The 17,895-nt window shown below is 69.6% G+C and carries 17 protein-coding genes and 1 pseudogene; 9 read left to right on the forward strand and 9 right to left on the reverse strand.

Annotation, left to right across the window (positions count from 1 at the left end):
- The first annotated feature begins 52 nt into the window (after window positions 1-52).
- Window positions 53-1,474 (forward strand): MFS transporter, encoded by a 1,422-nt coding sequence (locus tag ACWFRU_RS28570; RefSeq protein ID WP_453691005.1) that lies wholly within the window; start codon window positions 53-55, stop codon window positions 1,472-1,474.
- Between the two features lie 155 nt (window positions 1,475-1,629).
- Here the strand turns inward: ACWFRU_RS28570 and ACWFRU_RS28575 are convergent, their stop codons facing one another.
- The 3 genes from ACWFRU_RS28575 to ACWFRU_RS28585 are packed head-to-tail and all read right to left on the reverse strand — an operon-like array spanning window position 1,630 to window position 4,099.
- Window positions 1,630-2,685, reverse strand: a complete 1,056-nt coding sequence (locus ACWFRU_RS28575; protein WP_453691006.1) for an ArsO family NAD(P)H-dependent flavin-containing monooxygenase — start codon at window positions 2,683-2,685, stop codon at window positions 1,630-1,632.
- Window positions 2,682-3,794, reverse strand: a complete 1,113-nt coding sequence (gene arsB / locus ACWFRU_RS28580; protein ID WP_453691007.1) for an ACR3 family arsenite efflux transporter — start codon at window positions 3,792-3,794, stop codon at window positions 2,682-2,684. Before arsB ends, ACWFRU_RS28575 begins: the two co-directional genes overlap by 4 nt.
- On the reverse strand, window positions 3,794-4,099 hold the full coding sequence (locus tag ACWFRU_RS28585; RefSeq protein ID WP_453691008.1) for an ArsR/SmtB family transcription factor: 306 nt from the start codon (window positions 4,097-4,099) through the stop codon (window positions 3,794-3,796). Before ACWFRU_RS28585 ends, arsB begins: the two co-directional genes overlap by 1 nt.
- 76 nt (window positions 4,100-4,175) lie before the next feature.
- Between ACWFRU_RS28585 and ACWFRU_RS28590 the strand changes: the two genes are divergently transcribed.
- The 3 genes from ACWFRU_RS28590 to ACWFRU_RS28600 all read left to right on the forward strand — a co-directional run bounded on the left by ACWFRU_RS28590 (window position 4,176) and on the right by ACWFRU_RS28600 (window position 5,623).
- Window positions 4,176-4,811 (forward strand): arsenate-mycothiol transferase ArsC, encoded by a 636-nt coding sequence (locus tag ACWFRU_RS28590; protein WP_453691009.1) that lies wholly within the window; start codon window positions 4,176-4,178, stop codon window positions 4,809-4,811.
- A gap of 53 nt (window positions 4,812-4,864) precedes the next feature.
- Window positions 4,865-5,284, forward strand: coding sequence for an arsenate reductase ArsC (locus ACWFRU_RS28595; RefSeq protein WP_453691010.1), 420 nt, complete (start codon window positions 4,865-4,867; stop codon window positions 5,282-5,284).
- A gap of 78 nt (window positions 5,285-5,362) precedes the next feature.
- Window positions 5,363-5,623 (forward strand): hypothetical protein, encoded by a 261-nt coding sequence (locus tag ACWFRU_RS28600; RefSeq protein WP_453691011.1) that lies wholly within the window; start codon window positions 5,363-5,365, stop codon window positions 5,621-5,623.
- 180 nt (window positions 5,624-5,803) lie between these two features.
- Here the strand turns inward: ACWFRU_RS28600 and ACWFRU_RS28605 are convergent, their stop codons facing one another.
- Window positions 5,804-6,562, reverse strand: a complete 759-nt coding sequence (locus ACWFRU_RS28605; RefSeq protein WP_453691012.1) for an SCO6745 family protein — start codon at window positions 6,560-6,562, stop codon at window positions 5,804-5,806.
- Window positions 6,563-6,665: 103 nt separating this feature from the next.
- On the opposite strand from ACWFRU_RS28605, the gene ACWFRU_RS28610 reads away from it, so the two are divergent.
- Window positions 6,666-7,568, forward strand: coding sequence for a LysR family transcriptional regulator (locus tag ACWFRU_RS28610; protein ID WP_453691188.1), 903 nt, complete (start codon window positions 6,666-6,668; stop codon window positions 7,566-7,568).
- Window positions 7,569-7,668: 100 nt separating this feature from the next.
- Here ACWFRU_RS28610 and ACWFRU_RS28615 read toward each other — a convergent pair whose 3' ends face one another.
- Window positions 7,669-8,022, reverse strand: a complete 354-nt coding sequence (locus ACWFRU_RS28615; RefSeq protein ID WP_453691013.1) for a hypothetical protein — start codon at window positions 8,020-8,022, stop codon at window positions 7,669-7,671.
- Window positions 8,023-8,158: 136 nt separating this feature from the next.
- Between ACWFRU_RS28615 and ACWFRU_RS28620 the strand changes: the two genes are divergently transcribed.
- Window positions 8,159-8,542: a hypothetical protein gene (locus ACWFRU_RS28620; RefSeq protein WP_453691014.1), complete on the forward strand. Its 384-nt coding sequence runs from the start codon at window positions 8,159-8,161 to the stop codon at window positions 8,540-8,542.
- A 158-nt stretch (window positions 8,543-8,700) separates the two neighbouring features.
- Here the strand turns inward: ACWFRU_RS28620 and ACWFRU_RS28625 are convergent, their stop codons facing one another.
- Window positions 8,701-9,894 carry a HEAT repeat domain-containing protein gene (locus ACWFRU_RS28625; RefSeq protein WP_453691015.1) on the reverse strand — a complete coding sequence of 398 codons (1,194 nt, stop codon included), beginning with the start codon at window positions 9,892-9,894 and terminating at the stop codon, window positions 8,701-8,703.
- A gap of 182 nt (window positions 9,895-10,076) precedes the next feature.
- Entirely contained in the window at window positions 10,077-10,700 is a 624-nt protein-coding gene (locus ACWFRU_RS28630; protein WP_453691016.1) for a hypothetical protein, read from the reverse strand.
- Window positions 10,701-11,012: 312 nt separating this feature from the next.
- Between ACWFRU_RS28630 and ACWFRU_RS28635 the strand changes: the two genes are divergently transcribed.
- Window positions 11,013-14,489 (forward strand): DNA polymerase III subunit alpha, encoded by a 3,477-nt coding sequence (locus ACWFRU_RS28635; RefSeq protein WP_453691017.1) that lies wholly within the window; start codon window positions 11,013-11,015, stop codon window positions 14,487-14,489.
- A 56-nt stretch (window positions 14,490-14,545) separates the two neighbouring features.
- On the opposite strand, the pseudogene ACWFRU_RS28640 reads toward ACWFRU_RS28635, so the two are convergent.
- Window positions 14,546-14,910, reverse strand: a pseudogene (locus tag ACWFRU_RS28640) (aldo/keto reductase); the annotation flags it as partial.
- Window positions 14,911-15,501: 591 nt separating this feature from the next.
- Here ACWFRU_RS28640 and ACWFRU_RS28645 point away from each other — a divergent pair.
- A complete protein-coding gene (locus ACWFRU_RS28645) occupies window positions 15,502-15,777 on the forward strand; it encodes an ANTAR domain-containing protein (protein WP_453691018.1) in 276 nt (91 codons plus the stop codon).
- Window positions 15,778-15,952: 175 nt separating this feature from the next.
- Entirely contained in the window at window positions 15,953-16,303 is a 351-nt protein-coding gene (locus ACWFRU_RS28650; RefSeq protein ID WP_453691019.1) for an ANTAR domain-containing protein, read from the forward strand.
- A 369-nt stretch (window positions 16,304-16,672) separates the two neighbouring features.
- Here the strand turns inward: ACWFRU_RS28650 and ACWFRU_RS28655 are convergent, their stop codons facing one another.
- The gene (locus ACWFRU_RS28655) at window positions 16,673-17,830 is read right to left on the reverse strand and encodes a Gfo/Idh/MocA family protein (RefSeq protein ID WP_453691020.1); all 1,158 of its coding nucleotides are present in this window, start codon (window positions 17,828-17,830) and stop codon (window positions 16,673-16,675) included.
- Window positions 17,831-17,895 lie beyond the last annotated feature (65 nt).

Raw genomic sequence — 17,895 nt, forward strand, 5'->3', positions numbered from 1 at the left:
ATGGGCGCCACCGCAGTTCACAGGGGACACGCACGAGGACAGGACGCCCGGCATGACATCGGCGCCAACCACAGCCACGGGCAGCACCGTTGGGCGCCGGGGACCGGCTCTGGTGGTGCTGTGCTTCGTGCAGTTCATGCTCGTCCTGGACGACAACGTGGTGAGCGTGGCACTGCCCAGCGTGCGGGAGGATCTCGGCTTCAGCACCACAGGACTGGCCTGGGTTGTCAACGCCTACTTCCTCGCTTTCGGCGGGCTGTTGCTGCTGTTCGGTCGCATGGCCGACCTGCTGGGCCGCCGGCGTGTCTTCCTGACCGGGGTGACGCTGTTCGGCGCGGCCAGCCTGCTCTGCGGGCTCGCACAGGAGCCCTGGCAGCTCGTGGGCGGGCGGTTCGTCCAGGGCGCGGGAGCGGCCATGGCCAGCCCGGCCGCGCTGGCATTGATCACGCTGCTGTTCCCGGGTACCGAGGGGCGCGCCAAAGCGTTTGGCATCTGGGGCGGCATCGCGGCTCTGGGCGGCACGATGGGCCTGGTGATCTCCGGCGCGCTGACCGGCCTGGCGTCCTGGCGCTGGATCTTCCTGATCAACCTGCCGGTGGCCCTTGCAGCCGTTGCGCTGCTCCCGCACCTGGTCAGCGAGAGCCGGGCAGGGCGCACGGTGCGCATCGGCGTACCTGGCGCGGTTCTCGGCACCGGCGCCCTGGTGTCCCTGGTCTACGGCCTGCTCCGGACCGGGGAGACAGGCTGGAGTGACACCACTGGTATCGGGTCCATGGTTCTGGCCCTGCTTCTGGCCGTCGCTTTCGTCGCTGCCGAAGCACGGACCGCCGAGCCGCTGGTGCCGTTGGCGTTCCTGTCCTTGCGCATCCGCGCCGTCGCCAATGGGGCGACGCTGCTGTTCTCCGCCGCCATGTACGCGATGGCCTTCTTGTTGATGGTGCACCTGCAGACCGTGCTGGGCTATGGCCCGCTCACGGCCGGCGTCGCCTACCTGCCCTACGGTGTCGGCATCCTCGCGGGCATGTGGCTCTCCTCCCGAGCAGTCCTCAGATACGGCGTGCGCCTGGCCCTGGTCACCTCGTTCCTGATCACCGCGATCGGTCTGCTGCTGCTGTCCGGCGTGGCACCGAGCGACAGTTACGCCTCCGGCGTTCTGCCCGGCATGCTCGTCTCTAGCCTCGGATGCGGACTGAGTCTGCCCGCCCTGACCGTCGCCGCGCTCACGGGCACCACCGAGGAGAACGCCGGACTCGGCTCGGCCGTCCTGAGCTCCGTCCAGCAAGTCGGCGGCGCCGTCGGGGTGGCGGTGCTTGTCGCTCTGGCTTCGCGCCACAGCGACGACCTGGCCGCCCAGGGCGGCGACCCCCAGCACGCCGCGACGGAAGGCTTCTCCCTCGCGCTCGCCGTCGCTGCCGCCCTCCTCACGCTCGGTGCTGTCCTCATAGGCACCTTGCTCGGGAAGAAGCACCGGTGATGGTGGCATGTGCGATCTGTTCGGCGATGGCGCGAGCATCCGGCCGTAGGCGTAGATCACCAGCAGCAGACGCTGGGCCAGGACCTCCGCCGGGCGACTGCCGCCGCCGGCCACCGAGATGGCCGCGTCCCGGCAGCCTGTCCGACCCTGCGTGTTCAGTGCAGCTGGCCGGCGATCTGTCTGGCCGCGTCGCGGGCGGGGCGGCCGACCCCGATGAGGGTGGCCGAGGCCGGTCCCGTCCAGTCGCCGTAGCCGAGCAGGTGCAGGCGCGGTTCGTCCGCGGCCTGGGTGCCGTGCGTGGGGATGTGCCCGCGTGGTCCGCGAAGGCCGAGCGGGGCGAGGTGGGAGAGCGCGGGGCGGAAACCGGTGCACCAGATGACGGCGTCCGCCTGTGCCCGGGTGCCGTCGGCCCATTCGACGCCGTCCGGGGTGAGGCGGGTGAACATCGGCTGGGCCTTGAGGAGTCCGGCGTCGCGTGCCGCTCGGACGGGCGGCACGGCCACGATGTCGCCCAGTGAAGCCACACCCCCTGTGTCGGACTGTCCGCTGTCCAGGGCACGGCGCCTGGCGGTGGCCACGTCGAACAGGGCGCGGCCGTCGATGTCGTCGGCCAGGAAACGTGCCGGACGCTGGGTGACCCAGGTCAGGTCGCTGTCGTAGGCGAGGTCGGCGGCGATCTGCGCACCGGAGTTGCCGCCGCCCACCACGACGACGCGCCGGCCGGTGAAGTCGCGCGGGCTGCGGTATTCGACCGTGTGCAGCTGTTGTCCGCGGAACTGGGCCCTGCCGGGAACGGCCGGGATGAAGGGGCGCCACCAGGTGCCGGTCGCGCTGATGACCGCCTGGGCCCGCCAGGTGCCGCCGGCGCTTTCGACCCGCAGTCGGTCGCCGTCACGGTGCACGGCGCTTACGTACACGCCGTGGTGCACGGGCAGTTCGTAGCGGCGTTCGTACTCGCTGAGGTAGCCGACGACGTGCGCGGCATCCGGGTACACCTCCCCCGGCTGGCCGGGCATCGGGCGCCCGGGCAGCGAGGAGTAGGCGGCCGGGGAGAACAGGTGCAAGGAATCCCAGGCGTGCCGCCAGGCGCCGCCCGCCTCAGCTTGGGCATCGAGAACGACGAAGTCCAGGCCAAGGCGGCGCAGGTGGTAGCCGGCGGCGAGCCCTGCCTGCCCGCCGCCGATGACCACCACATCCGCCGTGTGCGTCACGGGGCCGTGGTCAGCGCTTGGGCGCTGAACTTCCTGCGCCAGGCCAGAGCCACGTAGACCAGGCCGATCAGCACGGGCACTTCGATGAGCGGACCCACGACGCCGGACAGCGCCTGGCCGCTGGTGACGCCGAAGGTGGCGATGGCGACCGCGATGGCGAGCTCGAAGTTGTTGCCCGCCGCGGTGAAGGCGAGGGTCGCGGTGCGGTCGTAGGCCAGGCCAAGTCCCTTGCCCAGCAGGAAGGTTCCGAAGAACATCACGGCGAAGTACACCAGCAGCGGCAGGGCGATCCGTACGACGTCCAGCGGCTGCGAGGTGATCGTCTTTCCTTGCAGGGCGAAGAGGATAACGATGGTGAAGAGCAGCCCGTACAGGGCCCACGGGCCGATCCTGGGAAGAAAGTCGGCCTCGTACCGCTCGCGGCCCAACTTCCTCTCGCCCACGCGGCGGGTGAGGAATCCGGCCAGGAGCGGGACGCCGAGGAAGATGACGACGTTCAGCGCGATCTTCCACATGGAGATGTCGAGGTGCTCCCCGTCGCCCAGGCCCAGCCAGCCCGGCAGCAGGTCGAGGTAGAGCCAGCCCAGCAGGCCGAAGGCGATGACCTGGAAGACGGAGTTGAGCGCGACCAGCACGGCGGCGGCTTCACGGTCACCGCAGGCCAGGTCGTTCCAGATGATGACCATGGCGATGCAGCGGGCGAGCCCGACGATGATCAGCCCGGTGCGGTACTCGGGCAGATCGGGAAGGAAGATCCAGGCCAGCGCGAACATGACGGCCGGGCCGACGATCCAGTTGATGACCAGCGACGATGCCATCAGCTTCTTGTCACCGGTGACCGTGTCCAGCTTGTCGTAGCGCACCTTGGCCAGGACCGGGTACATCATCACGAGCAGGCCGAGCGCGATCGGCAGGGAGATGCCGCCGACCTCGATCTTCGCCAGCGCGTCATCCATGCCCGGGATCAGTCGGCCCAGGCCGAGGCCGACGGCCATGGCCAGCAAGATCCATACGGCCAGGTAGCGATCGAGGGTGGAGAGCTTGGCGACGATGCCCTCGCCGGACGGCCCGCCCTGGTCCGTCTGCGGGGTGGTCTCCGTGCGGCTCATCAGCAGGCCCTCTTGTTGTCGGCGGCGGTACGGGCGGAGGCGGCCAGCTCGGCGAACTGCTCGGAGAGCGAGGCCAGGACCTCGGGGCGCAGTTTGTAGTAGGTGAAGCGGCCGCACGGCTCGGTCTCCACCAGACCGGACTCACGCAGCACCTTCATGTGGTTGGAGAGGTTGGTCTGCTTGGCGCCGGTCTCCTCCACCAGGTGCGTCGTACAGAGCGTCTCCTGGGCGAGCAGGGTCACGATTTTCAGACGGAGCGGGTCACCGAGAACCCGAATCACATCAGCGTCGACTGAAGTCAGCATGGGCTGATACTGTCACATCATTCTGCACTGATACCAGTCCGGGCTGGACCGTACGGCTCGTCGAAGGGATTGCCACATGGCCGCATCGCCGACGCCCGTCTTCCCCGACGAGCGGCTCTGGGCCGGTGTCGCCCGTCTCGCCTTGCGGCATGCGGGCCGCTTCTCGGCGGAGACCGTGCAGCTGCTGCTCATCGACTCCTACGAGCGCCTCGCCGGGCACGCCCGCGTCCGCGCACATTTGGTGATGCTGACCGAGCGACTGGCCGGCGAACGACTGGACGCGCTCGCCCACACCGAAAACCCGACGGGCAGCGGGCCGCCGCGGGTGCTGTTCGTGTGCAGCCACAACGCCGGACGCTCGCAAATGGCCGCCGCGCTTCTGGCGCACCGCGCCGGAGAGCGGGTGACGGTGTCCTCCGCCGGCACGCCTCCGGCCGGCGACGTGGAGCCGGGGGTCGCCCAGGTCCTGGTCGAAGCGGGCGTCGACCTTGCCGACGCCTACCCCAAACCGCTGACCGACGAAGTCGTCCAGGCCGCCGACATCGTCGTCACGATGGGCTGCGGCGACGCCTGCCCCATCGTCGCCGGCCGCCGCTACCTGGACTGGCCCGTTCCGGACCCCGACGGCGCGCCCATCGCCGTCGTACGCGCCATCCGCGACGAGATCGACGCGCACATCACCGACCTGCTCGACACCCTTCCAAAAGCCTGAACACCCCCTGCCCAGCACCCTGCTGACCGCTCATCACTACGAAGGAAGCCCCTATGACCACCTCTCCCCTGGCCTCCGTGCTCTTCGTCTGCGTCCACAACGCGGGCCGCTCCCAGATGGCCGCCGGATTCCTCAACCACCTCGCGGGCGACCGGATCGAGGTCCGCTCCGCGGGCTCCATCCCCGGCGACCAGGTCAACCCCGCCGCCGTCCAGGCCATGAAGGAAGTCGGCGTCGAGATCGCCGACCAGAAGCCGAAGATCCTGACCACCGAGGCCGTTCAGGCATCCGACTACGTCATCACCATGGGCTGCGGCGACGCCTGCCCGATCTTCCCGGGCAAGAAGTACCTCGACTGGGCACTGGAAGACCCCGCAGGCCAGGGCGTGGAGGCCGTGCGCCCGATCCGCGACGAGATCAAGACGCGTATCGAGGCCTTGATCGCCGAGATCGACGCCAGGCAGGGTGCGTGAGCGTCGCGTCGGCCGACGAGACGCCTCACGGCCCAAGCCGTCAAGCAAGCGGCTGAGATGCCCGTGTAGCTTTGCTGATTGTTCGATAAGCGGCGCAAAGGACAAGCCTCGGTGGATGTGGTGCGCGTAATGGAAGCGCTGGCCGAGCAGGGCGTCACGGTGCTGGTCAAAGCCGATGCCGAGCGCATGCGCGACGGCCGGAGGCCATGGACATTCGTCGCGAGCGGAAACCCGTTCCACGAGGATCTCCTGGTCCGGACGGACGCCGTAACGGTGGAGGCCTGCCTGAAGACATGCCTGCCGCGGCTGCGCGAACGCGGGCTGATCATCCCGGAGTGAATCGGCCCGCTCCGTCTGTTATGCGGTGGGTGGGACTATGCGGCGATGGCCGTCATGGCTTCAGCCGAAGTGGGGGAAGGCCAGCGCTTTGTCGAACCCCAGAACGGCACCTCCATCCACCCGAATCACTCCCCCGGCTCACACAGACCAACTAGAGCAGTCAGAGGCCCAATGGAACACTCAGACCGCTGACGGCGTGGCCGGCCCCCTTGTCAGGGAGGTCAGCTCGCCGACGAGCCGCGCGAACTCAATGCGCTCCCGGTCCGTCAGACGGGCGTAGAGCGGCATCTGCATCTCGTCGGTGATCCTCTCGGCGCGTTGCCGACGCAGGACTTGGGACGCGTCGACCGGCTGCGGCTCCTGCCAGCCGAAGTGGGCTGCCTGCTCGACGCCGAGGTCGATGACCATGGCTGCTCGGGCGCTGAGTCCGCACAGGCGCACGGCCGCCAGATGGCAGGCTCCCCGGTGTTCCCGTAGTACGTGTACGCGCTGCATGGCCGCGCCGACCGGGTCGTCGTCGGGGCACGCTTGCACGCGCCAGCCGGCGAACAGGGGCAGTGCGTCGGCGTCGGCGGCATCGATCAGCTGCTGTGCCAGGCGGTTGAAGCGCTCCACGTCGACGTCGGCGGAAATGTGCGCGCGTCCCCAGGCGCGAACAGCCTGCGCGTAACAGGTGACCGCCTCTTCCGTGGGCATCACGGGCTGTCCCGCGAGCCAGCCGGTCGTCACCAGCCGGGGGCCGAGGAAGCCCTGTGCCGCTTGAACCACCGTGACCGGTGCCTCGCCGAGCACCCCGAAACGTCCGCGGCAGTAGAACCCGCGGCCCGGAGGGAAGCCGGCACGCAGGCCTATCTCGGCGGTCGCCCCGTCGGACATGAACTCGTCACCGAAATCGTGGATGGGGCGGGCCACGGCGGCGATGCACTGAGAAGTTTCCATGGCCTGAAGATCGCCCACGGCAACTCGGCAGGTCAAGGGTCTCTTTCCTGATGGCACCCTTTAGCTAATCTATCGAGTCATGCTCGATCCTCGCCGTTTGTACATGCTCAAAACCGTCGCCGCCCGGGGCTCCATCACCGCGGCCGCCCACTCCCTGGAGCTGACCGCAGGCGCCGTATCCCAGCAACTGGCCGCTCTGCGAGCCGACGTTGGCGTGGACCTGCTGCGCCCCGCCGGGCGAACCGTCGCGCTGACAGAGGCAGGCCATGTCCTCCTCGAACACGCCGATCGCATCCTCACCGCCATGGAGGAGGCCGAAAGTGCCGTCGCCGCGGTCAAGGGCACGGTCGGCGCCACCGCCACGCTCGCCGCGCTGCCGTCCACCGTCGCCGGGATCGTGGCCCCCGCACTCGCCGCACTGGGTTCATGCCACCCCCAGCTCACCGTGACCTGCCTCGTGACCGACCAGGCACAACTGCGCGAGCTCGGACTCGGCACCGTCGATGTGGTGCTCGGGCAGCGCTATCACCACCTACCCGACGCCACGCCCCAGGGCATCGACGTCTCCCCCCTGCTCGACGATCCACTGCTCGTCGTCACCGCAGCCGACCACGGCGACGACCGACCCGTCAGCCTGCGGCAACTCGCCACGCACGACCTTGCGGTGCCACCGCCGACCACCGACTGCGGACAAGCCATCCTGCAAGCCTGCCACCGGGCAGGCTTCACCCCTGCGCCCCGCTACATCACCGCCGACATCGCCGCCCAGCTCACCCTCGCGCGAGCCGGCCTCGCCACCGCGCTCGTTCCTCGCACGGCCATCGACCCCACCACACCCGGAATCCGTACGACTCCCATCGCGGACCACCCGATCCAACGCCTCTTGTTCGCCGCGACCCGTCACACCGAACACGCGAACCCGACAACCACCGCCATCGCCGCGGCACTTCGCACCGCCACCCAGGAAGGGCAAGCTGCTTGCCTGCCGCCGCCAGCGAGGGAATGACTCATCGCCACCCTGGGAGGAGACCCTCTGCTCGGCTCCGCCTCTGTCCGGGCTCAGCACGCACGTCCAGCATCTTTGCCGGCCACACCCCGATACGTGCTCAACCGCCCTGCCGCTGGTGATCGGTGAGGACCAGCGTGAGCTTGCCGAGCCACTCGAAGTCGTCCGGGTAGTCCCACTCCTCGGCGCAGGCAAGTACTCCCGGCAGGTCTTCGCGTGAGATCGGTGGTCCCGGCTGGAAGCCCTTGGCGCCGTCGGGCGCCGTCCACGGGATGTAGCGGCAGACCTCGATCACCCCGCGGTCGACAAGTGCGAGGAGCATCGGCGCCAAATCCGTCGCGGGGCCGGATGCCAGCGGCTCCGCCAGGTCTCCCCGTACCCCTGGAAGGATGTCGATCTCGCTCGCATTGAGTACGAAGGCGTACTCGACGTCGGGCGGTTTTCTCGTGCTCACCCGCCGATCTTCCCACCACTCTCGGCCGCACGGGGCAGGTGCAACCTCCCAGTTGATCTCCGGCGCATAGGTTGGCATGTGAGCAGGACCCGTGCCTGCCTGAGCTGGCTGCCGCCCCTGCGGGCAGACTGTGCCCATGCTGCTCCCCTCCGAAGCCGTGGCTGCCACCGTGCTGATCCAGGTCGTTAGGATCACCTCCCTCCCGGACAGGCGGGGTGCGTCGTATCCCGGCAGGACCGGGGCCAGCTGGGCCGGGAGCGAGGCCGCCGACGCCCTCACCTTGATCCAGAATCTGCCCGGCAGCGAGCAGCACCGCTGCGGTTTCTCGCCGGGCTGGAGCATCCGTGCGTGCGAGAACTCACTCGACCTGGCACTCTTCGAGGCGGCCTTCTGCTTCACGTGCCACGAGGTCCGCATGCACGGAACGGCCGTGCCCCCCGGGCTGGGCACGCAATTCTTCGACGCCGACTCCCCGCCGGCTCAAGCCCTCTTGGCCTTGTTCCGGGCCGCGGCCCCGTAGCCGACCGACTGGACCAGCATGCCTCGTAGCCCACGGGGTGTTGGCATCCCACGCGCCAGTGCAGTTCAGAGAACAGTTCAGAGACTTCTGAACTGAGTGCCCTGATTCAGGCGGGGCGCGTCACGGGTGCAGCGTGCGGGCTGCGGTGGCGGGCACGGTCACAGCAACGCGGCGATGCCCTCCCGGTTCTCGGGCAGCCCGGCCGCGCGGAACCACAAGCTGTTCCCGGCGATGGCGCCCGCCGCCTCGTCGGTGTCCACGAAGGCCCGCAACAGGTCGCGTTGGGCGAGAGAGAGCGGATGGGCCGGGGTGTAGCCACCAGCAAAGGCTCTGAGCAGGATCGGCCCGCGTTCGTGGTCGGTGACCGACGCGTCAGCGGCGGCCACGATGGTGAGCGCCACGGGTGCCACCTCCTCGAAGGTCTCGGCCAGGGCGAGCGCGGCACGCAGCACAGTGAACCGAAACCACCCGTCGAGCCCGGCCAGTGGCTCGGGAAACCAGCCGTCCGTCGTTCGCGGGTCCCGTAGGGCGTCGAGGAGGACGGCGAGAGCGCGTGGCCGATCGACATGGGCGGGAGCGAGCGCGGCACAGACCTGCACTGCTGGGTCGGTGTCGGCGAGCAGGTCGGAGGTGTCCATCCCCCACACGCCGAGCGCCCGCGCCATATTCGCTCGCTCCCGTCGATCCGTCGCGACACTCAGCCGTGCCCGCAGAAGTGTGGCGGCGCGCGGTGCCCGGTCGGCGAGCTGTGGTGTGGACAGGAGTGGCACTGCGGCACCGAGCGCGGCCTCGCGGACGTGGGGATCAGGATCGGAGAGGAACGGCTCGATGGCGTCGTACACGGTGGGGCGTATCTCCCGGCACGCGAGCAGTGCGGCTGTCTCGTCCGGGTCGGGCTGGCGTCGATTCGCCTCGTGCCAGGGCTCCCACTGCCAGTCCATGCGGTCGCGCACCGGGTCCTCCCCGTAGGCGGCCGCCTCGGCCACCTGGCCCAGCCAGCCGAGCAGGGCAGCCCGCAGGCTGTGTGACGGCCCGTCATCCCACGGGAAGTGCCCCTCGTGCTCGGTAGGACCCACGGGTTGGTCGAGGATCGCGGCGACGAACAGGGCCGCGGGCGCGGTGACGGTGTACAACGAGCCCTGGTGCAGCACGCCCATGTCCAACGCGGCCAACGCCGCGGACCGAACCGCGGGATCTTCGTCCAGGAGGGAGCACAGGGAGAGCGGTGTGTCCTCGCCGGAGCCGTAGGCGTGCCGGAGAGAATCCCAGTCCGTCCGCAACAGCAGTCCTCGGGCCGCCGTCGGCAACCCGCTCAGGATCCGCGTCAGGCGCGCTCTCTCGCTATCCGTCATGCACGCACCCTGTCAGCACCCACCGACAACACCCCTGTCTCAGAGAGGGGCGATGGGGTCTCTGAGGGGGCGATCGGGGAGGCCCTGCCCAGCCCACGCGGACGCCACCGCTGCTCGCCCACCGTGGCGTTCACTTCGCGGTCTGCGGCGCCTGCAGGCCACGCTCCTCTCGCGGCCGACGGCTAGGACAGACCCACCAGCCCCCAACCTCGGTGCGCAGCCTCTGTGGTCACGTCGCCCCATTCACGCAAAAGCGCGGTGAAGTCCTCAAAGCTGTCCGGCCGCCCTGCCCAGCCCTGGCACTCGGCGGCGAACGGGTCGCGTAGCTCCTCCAGGCGGGATGCCACCTGCGTCCAGGCGCGGGCCTTACCGGGCAGGGCCTCGGGCGGGCACACCACAAGGACACGCGGGCGCCAGCGGTCGGTGGCCGCCGGGAAGAACCCCCCGCCGCCAGTCGGCACAGGATCGTCGGCCGGGTCCGCATCCCAGATCAGACCGCTGAGAAGGGTGTCCATCGCCTCACGCACAGAGGCGTCGGCGTGGGACCGCATGTCGTCCCACGCATCCCCTGCGCGGGCGTGCGGGCGAAAGGAGCCGGTGGTGGTGAAGAAGTCGTACTCGGCGCACCATGCGGACTCCCGGTCCGGAAGCCACACCCAGCCGCCGCTCCACTCGCCGCGGCCGTACTCGTCTTCAAACTCCGGTGGCCCGAGGGAGGCATCGGTCAGTGCCTCGACCCGCTTCTCGACGGGTATGGCGCTCAAGTACTTCCAATCCGCCATGAGCAGCGTGAGATCCAAACCCATGGCGGCAGCATAGGCAGGGCCGACGCCGGGTTCAGGGGGCGGCCGACCTTACCGCCGCGCATCAGCGGCATTCCTGCAGGGCGCTGCAGGCCAGCTGCCCACTCGCATCGCCGCACGCCCCGCTACCAGGCCACTTATCGTGCTCAGCCCGCCAGCCAGCGGTTTCCACCGGCCATCGCGCTCAGTCACAGCACCCTCCGCCACGACGCGTACAGACAAACGCGACTCGCCGTGTTCGATTTATGTTCGATACATTGATGACAGATCGAGCCATCTGGCTTGAATGATGTCTCGTGGATCGGAGGTGGGAGCGTGAACACCTCGCCGGTCTCCCGCTTCTCCCACCTGCACGTCGCCTCGGGCTACTCCCCCCGCTACGGTGCTTCGCTCCCCCACGCTCTGGTGCGCCGTGCCGCCGAGCGCGGCATCGGTGCCCTGGCGCTGACCGACCGCGACACGGTGGCCGGGACCGTTCGCTTCGCCAAGGCCGCGGAGGCCGTCGGGGTCCGGCCCCTGTTCGGCGTCGATCTTGGCGTTGCGCCCGTCTCCGTGACGGAGCCCGGGGGCGGGCGGCGTCGCGTACCGGTGCGCGGAGGTGCGCATGTGGTGGAGGCGCGCTGGCGGGTGACACTGCTGGCGCAGGATGTGGGTGGCTGGGCGCGGCTGTGCCGGATCGTGTCGGCCGCGCATGCCTCGCCGGTGGACGGGGTGCCTCTCGTGCCGTGGCCGGTGCTGGAGGAGTACCTGGGTGATGGCTTGGTGGTGCTGCTTGGCCCGTCGTCACAGCCCGCCGCCGCGTTGATGGCCGGACGTCCCGACCGAGCCGAGCAGTTGCTGGCGCCATGGCGGGTGGTCGCGGGGCGGGGGCTGCGGCTGGAGGCGGTCGACCTGGGCCGCAGCGGCACCGGAGCGGGCTCGCTGCGGCTGGCGGCGCGCACCGTACAGCTGGGCGACGAGCTGGGCGTGCCGGTCGTGGTGTCCGGTGCCGTCCGCTACGCCGACCCGTCCCAGCACCGGCTCGCGGACGTCCTGGACGCGGCCCGGCTGCTGCGGCCCATCGACCGGCGCAGCCTGGACGGCGGGGGGCGCTGGCTCAAAGGGCCCGGCGAGATGAGCGAGGCCGCCGCGCGGATCGCCGCGGCGGCCGGGCACGGCAGGGAACGGGCGGCCGCGCTGCTCGCCGAGACCGAGGCGACCGCCGACGCCTGCACCCTGACCGCAGCCGGCCTGGGGATGGGCCGGGCGCACTTCCCCGAACCCCACGTGGTGGGCGCCGACCGCTCGCCCGGCGGACCGATGCGGCTGCTGCGCCGGCGCTGTGAGGCCGGCATGCTCGCCCGCGGCCTGGATGAGGACCCGGTCGCGCTGCGCCAGCTGGACCATGAGCTCGATGTCATCGGCCGGCTCGGCTTCGAGGGCTACTTCCTGGCCGTCGCCCAGGTCGTCGCGGATGTACGGGCCATGGGCGTGCGGGTCGCCGCCCGTGGCTCCGGCGCCGGGTCCATGGTCAACCACGCGTTGTTCGTCGCCACCGCCAACCCGCTCGAGCACCGGCTGCTGTTCGAACGCTTCTTGTCGCAGCGGCGCACCTCGCTGCCCGACATCGACCTGGACGTGGAGTCCGCGCGGCGCCTGGAGGTCTACGACAAGATCTTTGAAAGATTCGGGCGGGAGCGGGTCGCGGTGACCGGCATGCCCGAGACCTACCGCGCCCGCCACGCCCTGCGCGACACCGGCCTCGCGCTGGGCATCGCCCCCCAGACCGTCGACGAGATCGCCAAATCATTTCCGCACATCCGGGCCTGCGACATCCGCTCCGCGCTCACCGAACTGCCCGAGCTACGTCAACTCAGGGCCAGGAAGGAAGAGTTCGGGCAGCTCTTCGAACTGGCCGAGGGCCTGGACGCGCTGGTGCGCGGCTACGCCATGCACCCGTGCGGCGTGATCCTGTCCAACGCCGCCCTGCTGGACCGGCTGCCGGTGCAGCCCACCCCCGGCGGCAACTACCCGATGCTGCAGGCCGACAAGGAGGACGTAGAAGACCTGGGCCTGCTCAAGCTGGACGTACTGGGGGTGCGGATGCAGTCCTCGATGGCGCACGCGGTCACCGAGATCCACCGCACCACCGGCAAGCTCCTGGACCTCGACAACCCCGACCACGTCCCCCTCGACGACGAGCCGACATTCGAGATGATCCGCCGCTCGGACACGATCGGCTGCTTTCAGATCGAGTCGCCCGGCCAGATGGATCTCGTGGGCAGGCTGCAGCCCCGGCACATGCAAGACGTCATCGCCGACATCAGCCTCTTTCGCCCCGGCCCGGTCAAGGGCGGCATGCCCGCCCGGTTCATCGCGGCGCGCCACGGCGCGGCCCCGCACTATCCCCACCCCGATCTGGAGCCGATCCTGGACGACACGATGGGCGTCGTGATCTGGCACGAGCAGATCATCGCGATCCTCGCGAAGATGACCGGCTGCGACCTCGCCGCCGGCGACGTCGCCCGCCGCGCCCTGGCCAATGCCGAGCGGCTGCCCCGTGTCGAGGCGTGGTTCAAGGCGGCAGCCACACAGCGCGGCTACCCCCCTCAGGTGGTCGACGAAGTCTGGTCCACGGTCCGGGAATTCGGTGCGTACGGTTTCTGCCGGGCACACGCCGTCGCATTCGCCGTGCCGGCGGTGCAGTCGGCCTGGCTCAAGGCCCACCATCCGGCCGCCCTGTACGCGGGGCTGCTGGAGCACGATCCGGGCATGTGGCCGATGCGGGTCATCGTCGCCGACGCCCGCCGCCACCACGTACCCGTACTGCCCGTGGACATCAGCCGCTCGCACACCGCACACCGGGTGGAAGACACCACGGGCGGACCGGGGGTGCGCCTGGCCCTGTCCACGGTGAAGGGAATCAGCGAGGCCGAGGCCGCCCGGATCGCCGCCCACCAGCCCTACATCTCACTGCAGGACTTCTGGCAGCGGGCCCGCCCCTCACTGCCGATCGCCGAGCGGCTCATCCAGATCGGCGCCCTCGATGCGACCAAGGGCGCGCTGACCCGACGCGACCTGCTGCTGCAGGCCCGCGAGCTGCACCGGCACACCCGCAACCGCGCCACCACCGACGGACAACTCGCCCTGGGCGGCGACCTGGTGGGAGCGGAACCCAGCGGGCTGCGCGAGATGAGCAGCCGCGAACGGATGAGCGCCGAACTCGACGTCCTGTCGATCGACGTCTCCCAGCACCTGATGGAGCACCATCACCGGCTGCTGCGCGAGATCGGCGCCACCGACGCCGCCCACCTCAAGCGCCTGCACCCCGGACAGACGGTTCTGGTGGCCGGCGTGCGCGCCTCCACCCAGACCCCGCCCATCCCCTCCGGCAAACGCGTCATCTTCGTGACGTTGGAGGACGGCTCGGGACTGGTGGACCTCGCCTTCTTCGAGGACTCCCATGCGGCGTGCGCCCACACCATCTTCCACTCGGGCCTGTTGCTGGTGCAGGGAACGGTGGAGGCCCGCGGTGCACGCCGGACCGTGGTCGGCCAGGTCGTATGGGATCTGGAAACGGTGGCAGCAGCCCGCCGGGACCACGGCCCACGAGCCGCCCTCGACCTCCTGGGACACACCACACCCGCACCGACGCCGGCCCGCAACGGCAACCAGACGGCTGCAACGCGCACACTCAGCGACGGCACCGCGGGCGCGAAACTGTCCCCGTGGTCCGATCTCCAACCCGCCGGGAGCCGCGCGGCGGACCTGCGCCGCCTGGGCCCTCGCGCGCCCGACTCCCCAGACTTTTAGCTGTCTCACGAGACGGGGCTCGAACCCTCCTCCTCACGCATACCCCCCATCACCAAGAAGGGGTGGGTCTCGAACTGGTTGACGGCCGGAGTGATCTCGCTGTTGACGATCAGGTCGACCAGGCGGTCGGGGTAGAAGTTGGCGACACCGATCGACTTCGCGAGGCCCTCGCGGTGGAGGTCCTCCATCGCGCGCCCCTGGCCGTAGACGTCTGCGGAGGGCTGGTGCATCAGGTACAGGTCGAGGTAGTCCAGACCCAGCCGGGTCAGGGACGTCTCGAACGCGCGGCGAGTGTGATCCTGGGCCGGGGCGTCCTGGACCCACAGCTTGGTGGTGACGAACAGGCCGCGGGGCGCGGGATGCCGCTGGACCTGATGGCGCGGCCGACAGCTTCTTCGTTGCCGTAGGCCGCGGCGGATTCACCCCGAGGAAATCGGCCGGACTTGCCGCCGCGCTCGCGGTCGCCACCCCGAAAAACCTGGTCCTGGCGATCGGCGGCGCCGTCTCCATCGCCGCGCGTACAGCTCCGCCGACGACAAGATTGTCGCCGCCGTCCTGATGGCACTCACCGCCTCTCTGTGCACCCTGCTACCGCTCGGCATCTACCTTCTCGGCGGCCCGAAGTCAGCGAAGGTGCTCGTGCGAGTGGAAAGCGTCGATGGCTGCCCCCAACGGGGCCATCATGATCACCGTGCTGATCGTCCTCGCGGCAAAGTACGTCGGCGACGCGGTCAGCGGTCTGTCGGGCTGAGCTCATACGGGCACCGGATCGAGGCAGAAGTTGACAACTCATCGCCCTCCGACTCACGGGGCCTTCCACTGCCTCCTCAGGACAGGAACACTTGTCACGGTCAGCACTGCACCAACTGGGGGTAAGAGCGTGACACTTCCTGCTTTCGATCCCGATCGGCCCGACTGGCGGGAGCAATGGGCCCACGCGTGCGAACGACAGCGCGAGCGGGCCGCCACCCTCCAGAACAGGGCCACACGCGCGCAGGCCACAGCAACGAAGATGCGCCTTCAGGCAGTCGCCGTGCGCCTGTTCGCCCGATCCATGCGCGCCGAGCGCACTGGAGCACGCCCGACCGTGCCTTCGCCGAGCGACACCTCACTCGATCAACACCTGAGCCACGCCAGGGTGACCGAACAGGCGAAGGGCATCCTCGCCGCAAGGTTCGACTGCTCCATCGGCCAAACGCTCACCCTCCTGGAGGGGTACAGCCGCAGGGTGAACCAGCCACTCCACCTGTTCGCCCACGAAATCGTCAGCAACAAGGGCTGCCTCTGACCTGGAAGCCGGCTCCTGAGCGCACAGGTGGTGAGCTGCCATCGGCGCCCTGGATCACTTCGACCACCCCGAGGCGCGGTGTACAAGGTGGGCCGGGCGGGCCACAGTTGCGCTCTCCATGATCAACGGGAATTCTGTGGACAGAGCAACATCCCCAGACCTCGGAGAGCTTGCCTTGTCGATTGACGCAAACCGCGTTGAGCGCACTGCCCCAGCCGCAGCCGACGAGTCCGAGACGGTCATCGAACTGCAAGACGAGGTCGAGCAGTTGAAGCAGGCCGTGTGGTCCCACGCGACGGTCGACCAAGCGATCGGCGTGGTCATCGCGCTGGGGAAGCTGAGCCCCGATGATGCGTGGACCGTCCTCCGCGACGTCTCGATGCGTACCAACACCAAACTGCGCGACGTCTCCCAACAGATCGTCACGTGGGGGCTCACCGGCCAGCTCCCCGAACAGCTCCGCAGCGAGCTGGAGCGCCAACTCGGCCAGCGACAGGCCAACGGCGCACCCACGGACGGGGCTTGATCGCCCGCCTCGCCGGGCACGACGGGGCACGGTGCGCCGGGGTGAGCGACGATGTGCAGGGTGACTGGCGGAGGGCTGGAAGGAGGTCTGCGCCGTCACCGCGGAACTCCACAACGGGCTGGACAGCATGCTCGGCGCAGCCATCGGACTCTCCGGCGCGGAGTGGCAGACAGGGGGCTTGGCCGGCACCCATTGGGGTTGCTCAACATCGCAATCGGGCAGCGTCCTGATTGTGGACGAGCCGGCCTCCGTCCTCACCGCAATGGCAAAGCCGTGTCCTGCCTCTCGGCCGCCTCCTGCACGTGCTGCACGAGGAGGCCGGGATCCCTCCCCAGGCGAGTCCCGCCGTCATCCGATGCCGCGGTGGCGTCAGGAGCTCGTGACCCGCTGTCGCTCGCCTGTGGCGGCTGCGTTCTGGATCTGGTCCAGAAGGCGGTGGTGGCGTGCGGCGTGGGCGAAGTCGGGGATGTGGTGGGTGCCGGCGGCCAGGTCGCCGCGCAGTTGGTCGTAGGCGTGGGCGACGCTGTGGGCCGTCGTCCCGCGGAGGGCGGCCAGGGCAGGCGCGTGCGCGTCGTAACGGTCGGGGACCGGCAACTCGGCGAGTTCGTTGCTCTTGCCGCGGGAGCCGTGGATGGTGACCAGGCCGAACTGGAGGTGCCCGGAGTCGCCCGTGACCCTCAGGTCCCCTTCGGTTCCGTTGATCTCCCACAGGAAGTTGGTGGAGCGCGCCAGTCCGCCGCGGTAGTGGAGGGAGGCGACGGCGCCGGATTCGAGGGTGCCGGTGACGGCGATCTGATCTTCCGCGGTCATGGCCGCGCGTTCCCCGGTCTGCCGGTGGCGCACGGTGCCGCGCCGGGTGGTCGTCGTGGCGCTGAGTTCGGTGAACGAGCCCAGGACCGAGGCGAGGCCGTCGAGGGTGTGGCCGAACGGGATGGTCAGCATGGTGGCGCCGTTGTCGCGGTCGATGAGGTAGGCGCCACCGTCGTCGTACGTGGACCCCCACGATCTTCCCGAGGCGATGATGCTGGTCGAGAGCACCTCGCCGACGTAGCCGTCCGCGATCAGGTCACGCAGGTAGCGGACCGACGGGGCGGAACGCGCCTGGAGTCCGACGAAGCCGCGCAGCTTCCGGGTGTGTGCGAACGCGGCCATCTCCTCGGCCTCGGCGGTTCCGTTGCCCAGCGGCCACTCGCTCAGCACGGTCTTCCCGGCGGCCAGCGCGGACGTGACCAGCTGGCGGTGGTGCGGCACCTTCACGGTCACGACGACCAGGTCCACTTCGTCCCGCTCCACCAGTTCCTCGACGCTGCCGAAAGCCAGCGGAACACCGAACTTCTCCCCGGCAGCTTTCGCGGTATCCGCGCTGCTGGTGCTGAGTGCGCGCAGCGCGTAGGCGTCAGGCAGGGCGGCGAGTGCCGGGACGTGTGCCGTGCTTGCCCAGCCGCCGTGAGCGCTGAGTCCCACGATGCCGACGCCGATGGGCGCCGCCGGTTCATGGACGGAGGTGGGAGAAGGGGAGGAGGTCAAGGCGATGCCTTCGCGTCGTGGTTTCCATGGGCAGGTAGCAGCCACCGTAACCACATGTTCGTCTA

The sequence above is a fragment of the Streptomyces sp. NPDC055099 genome (genome assembly GCF_053607685.1).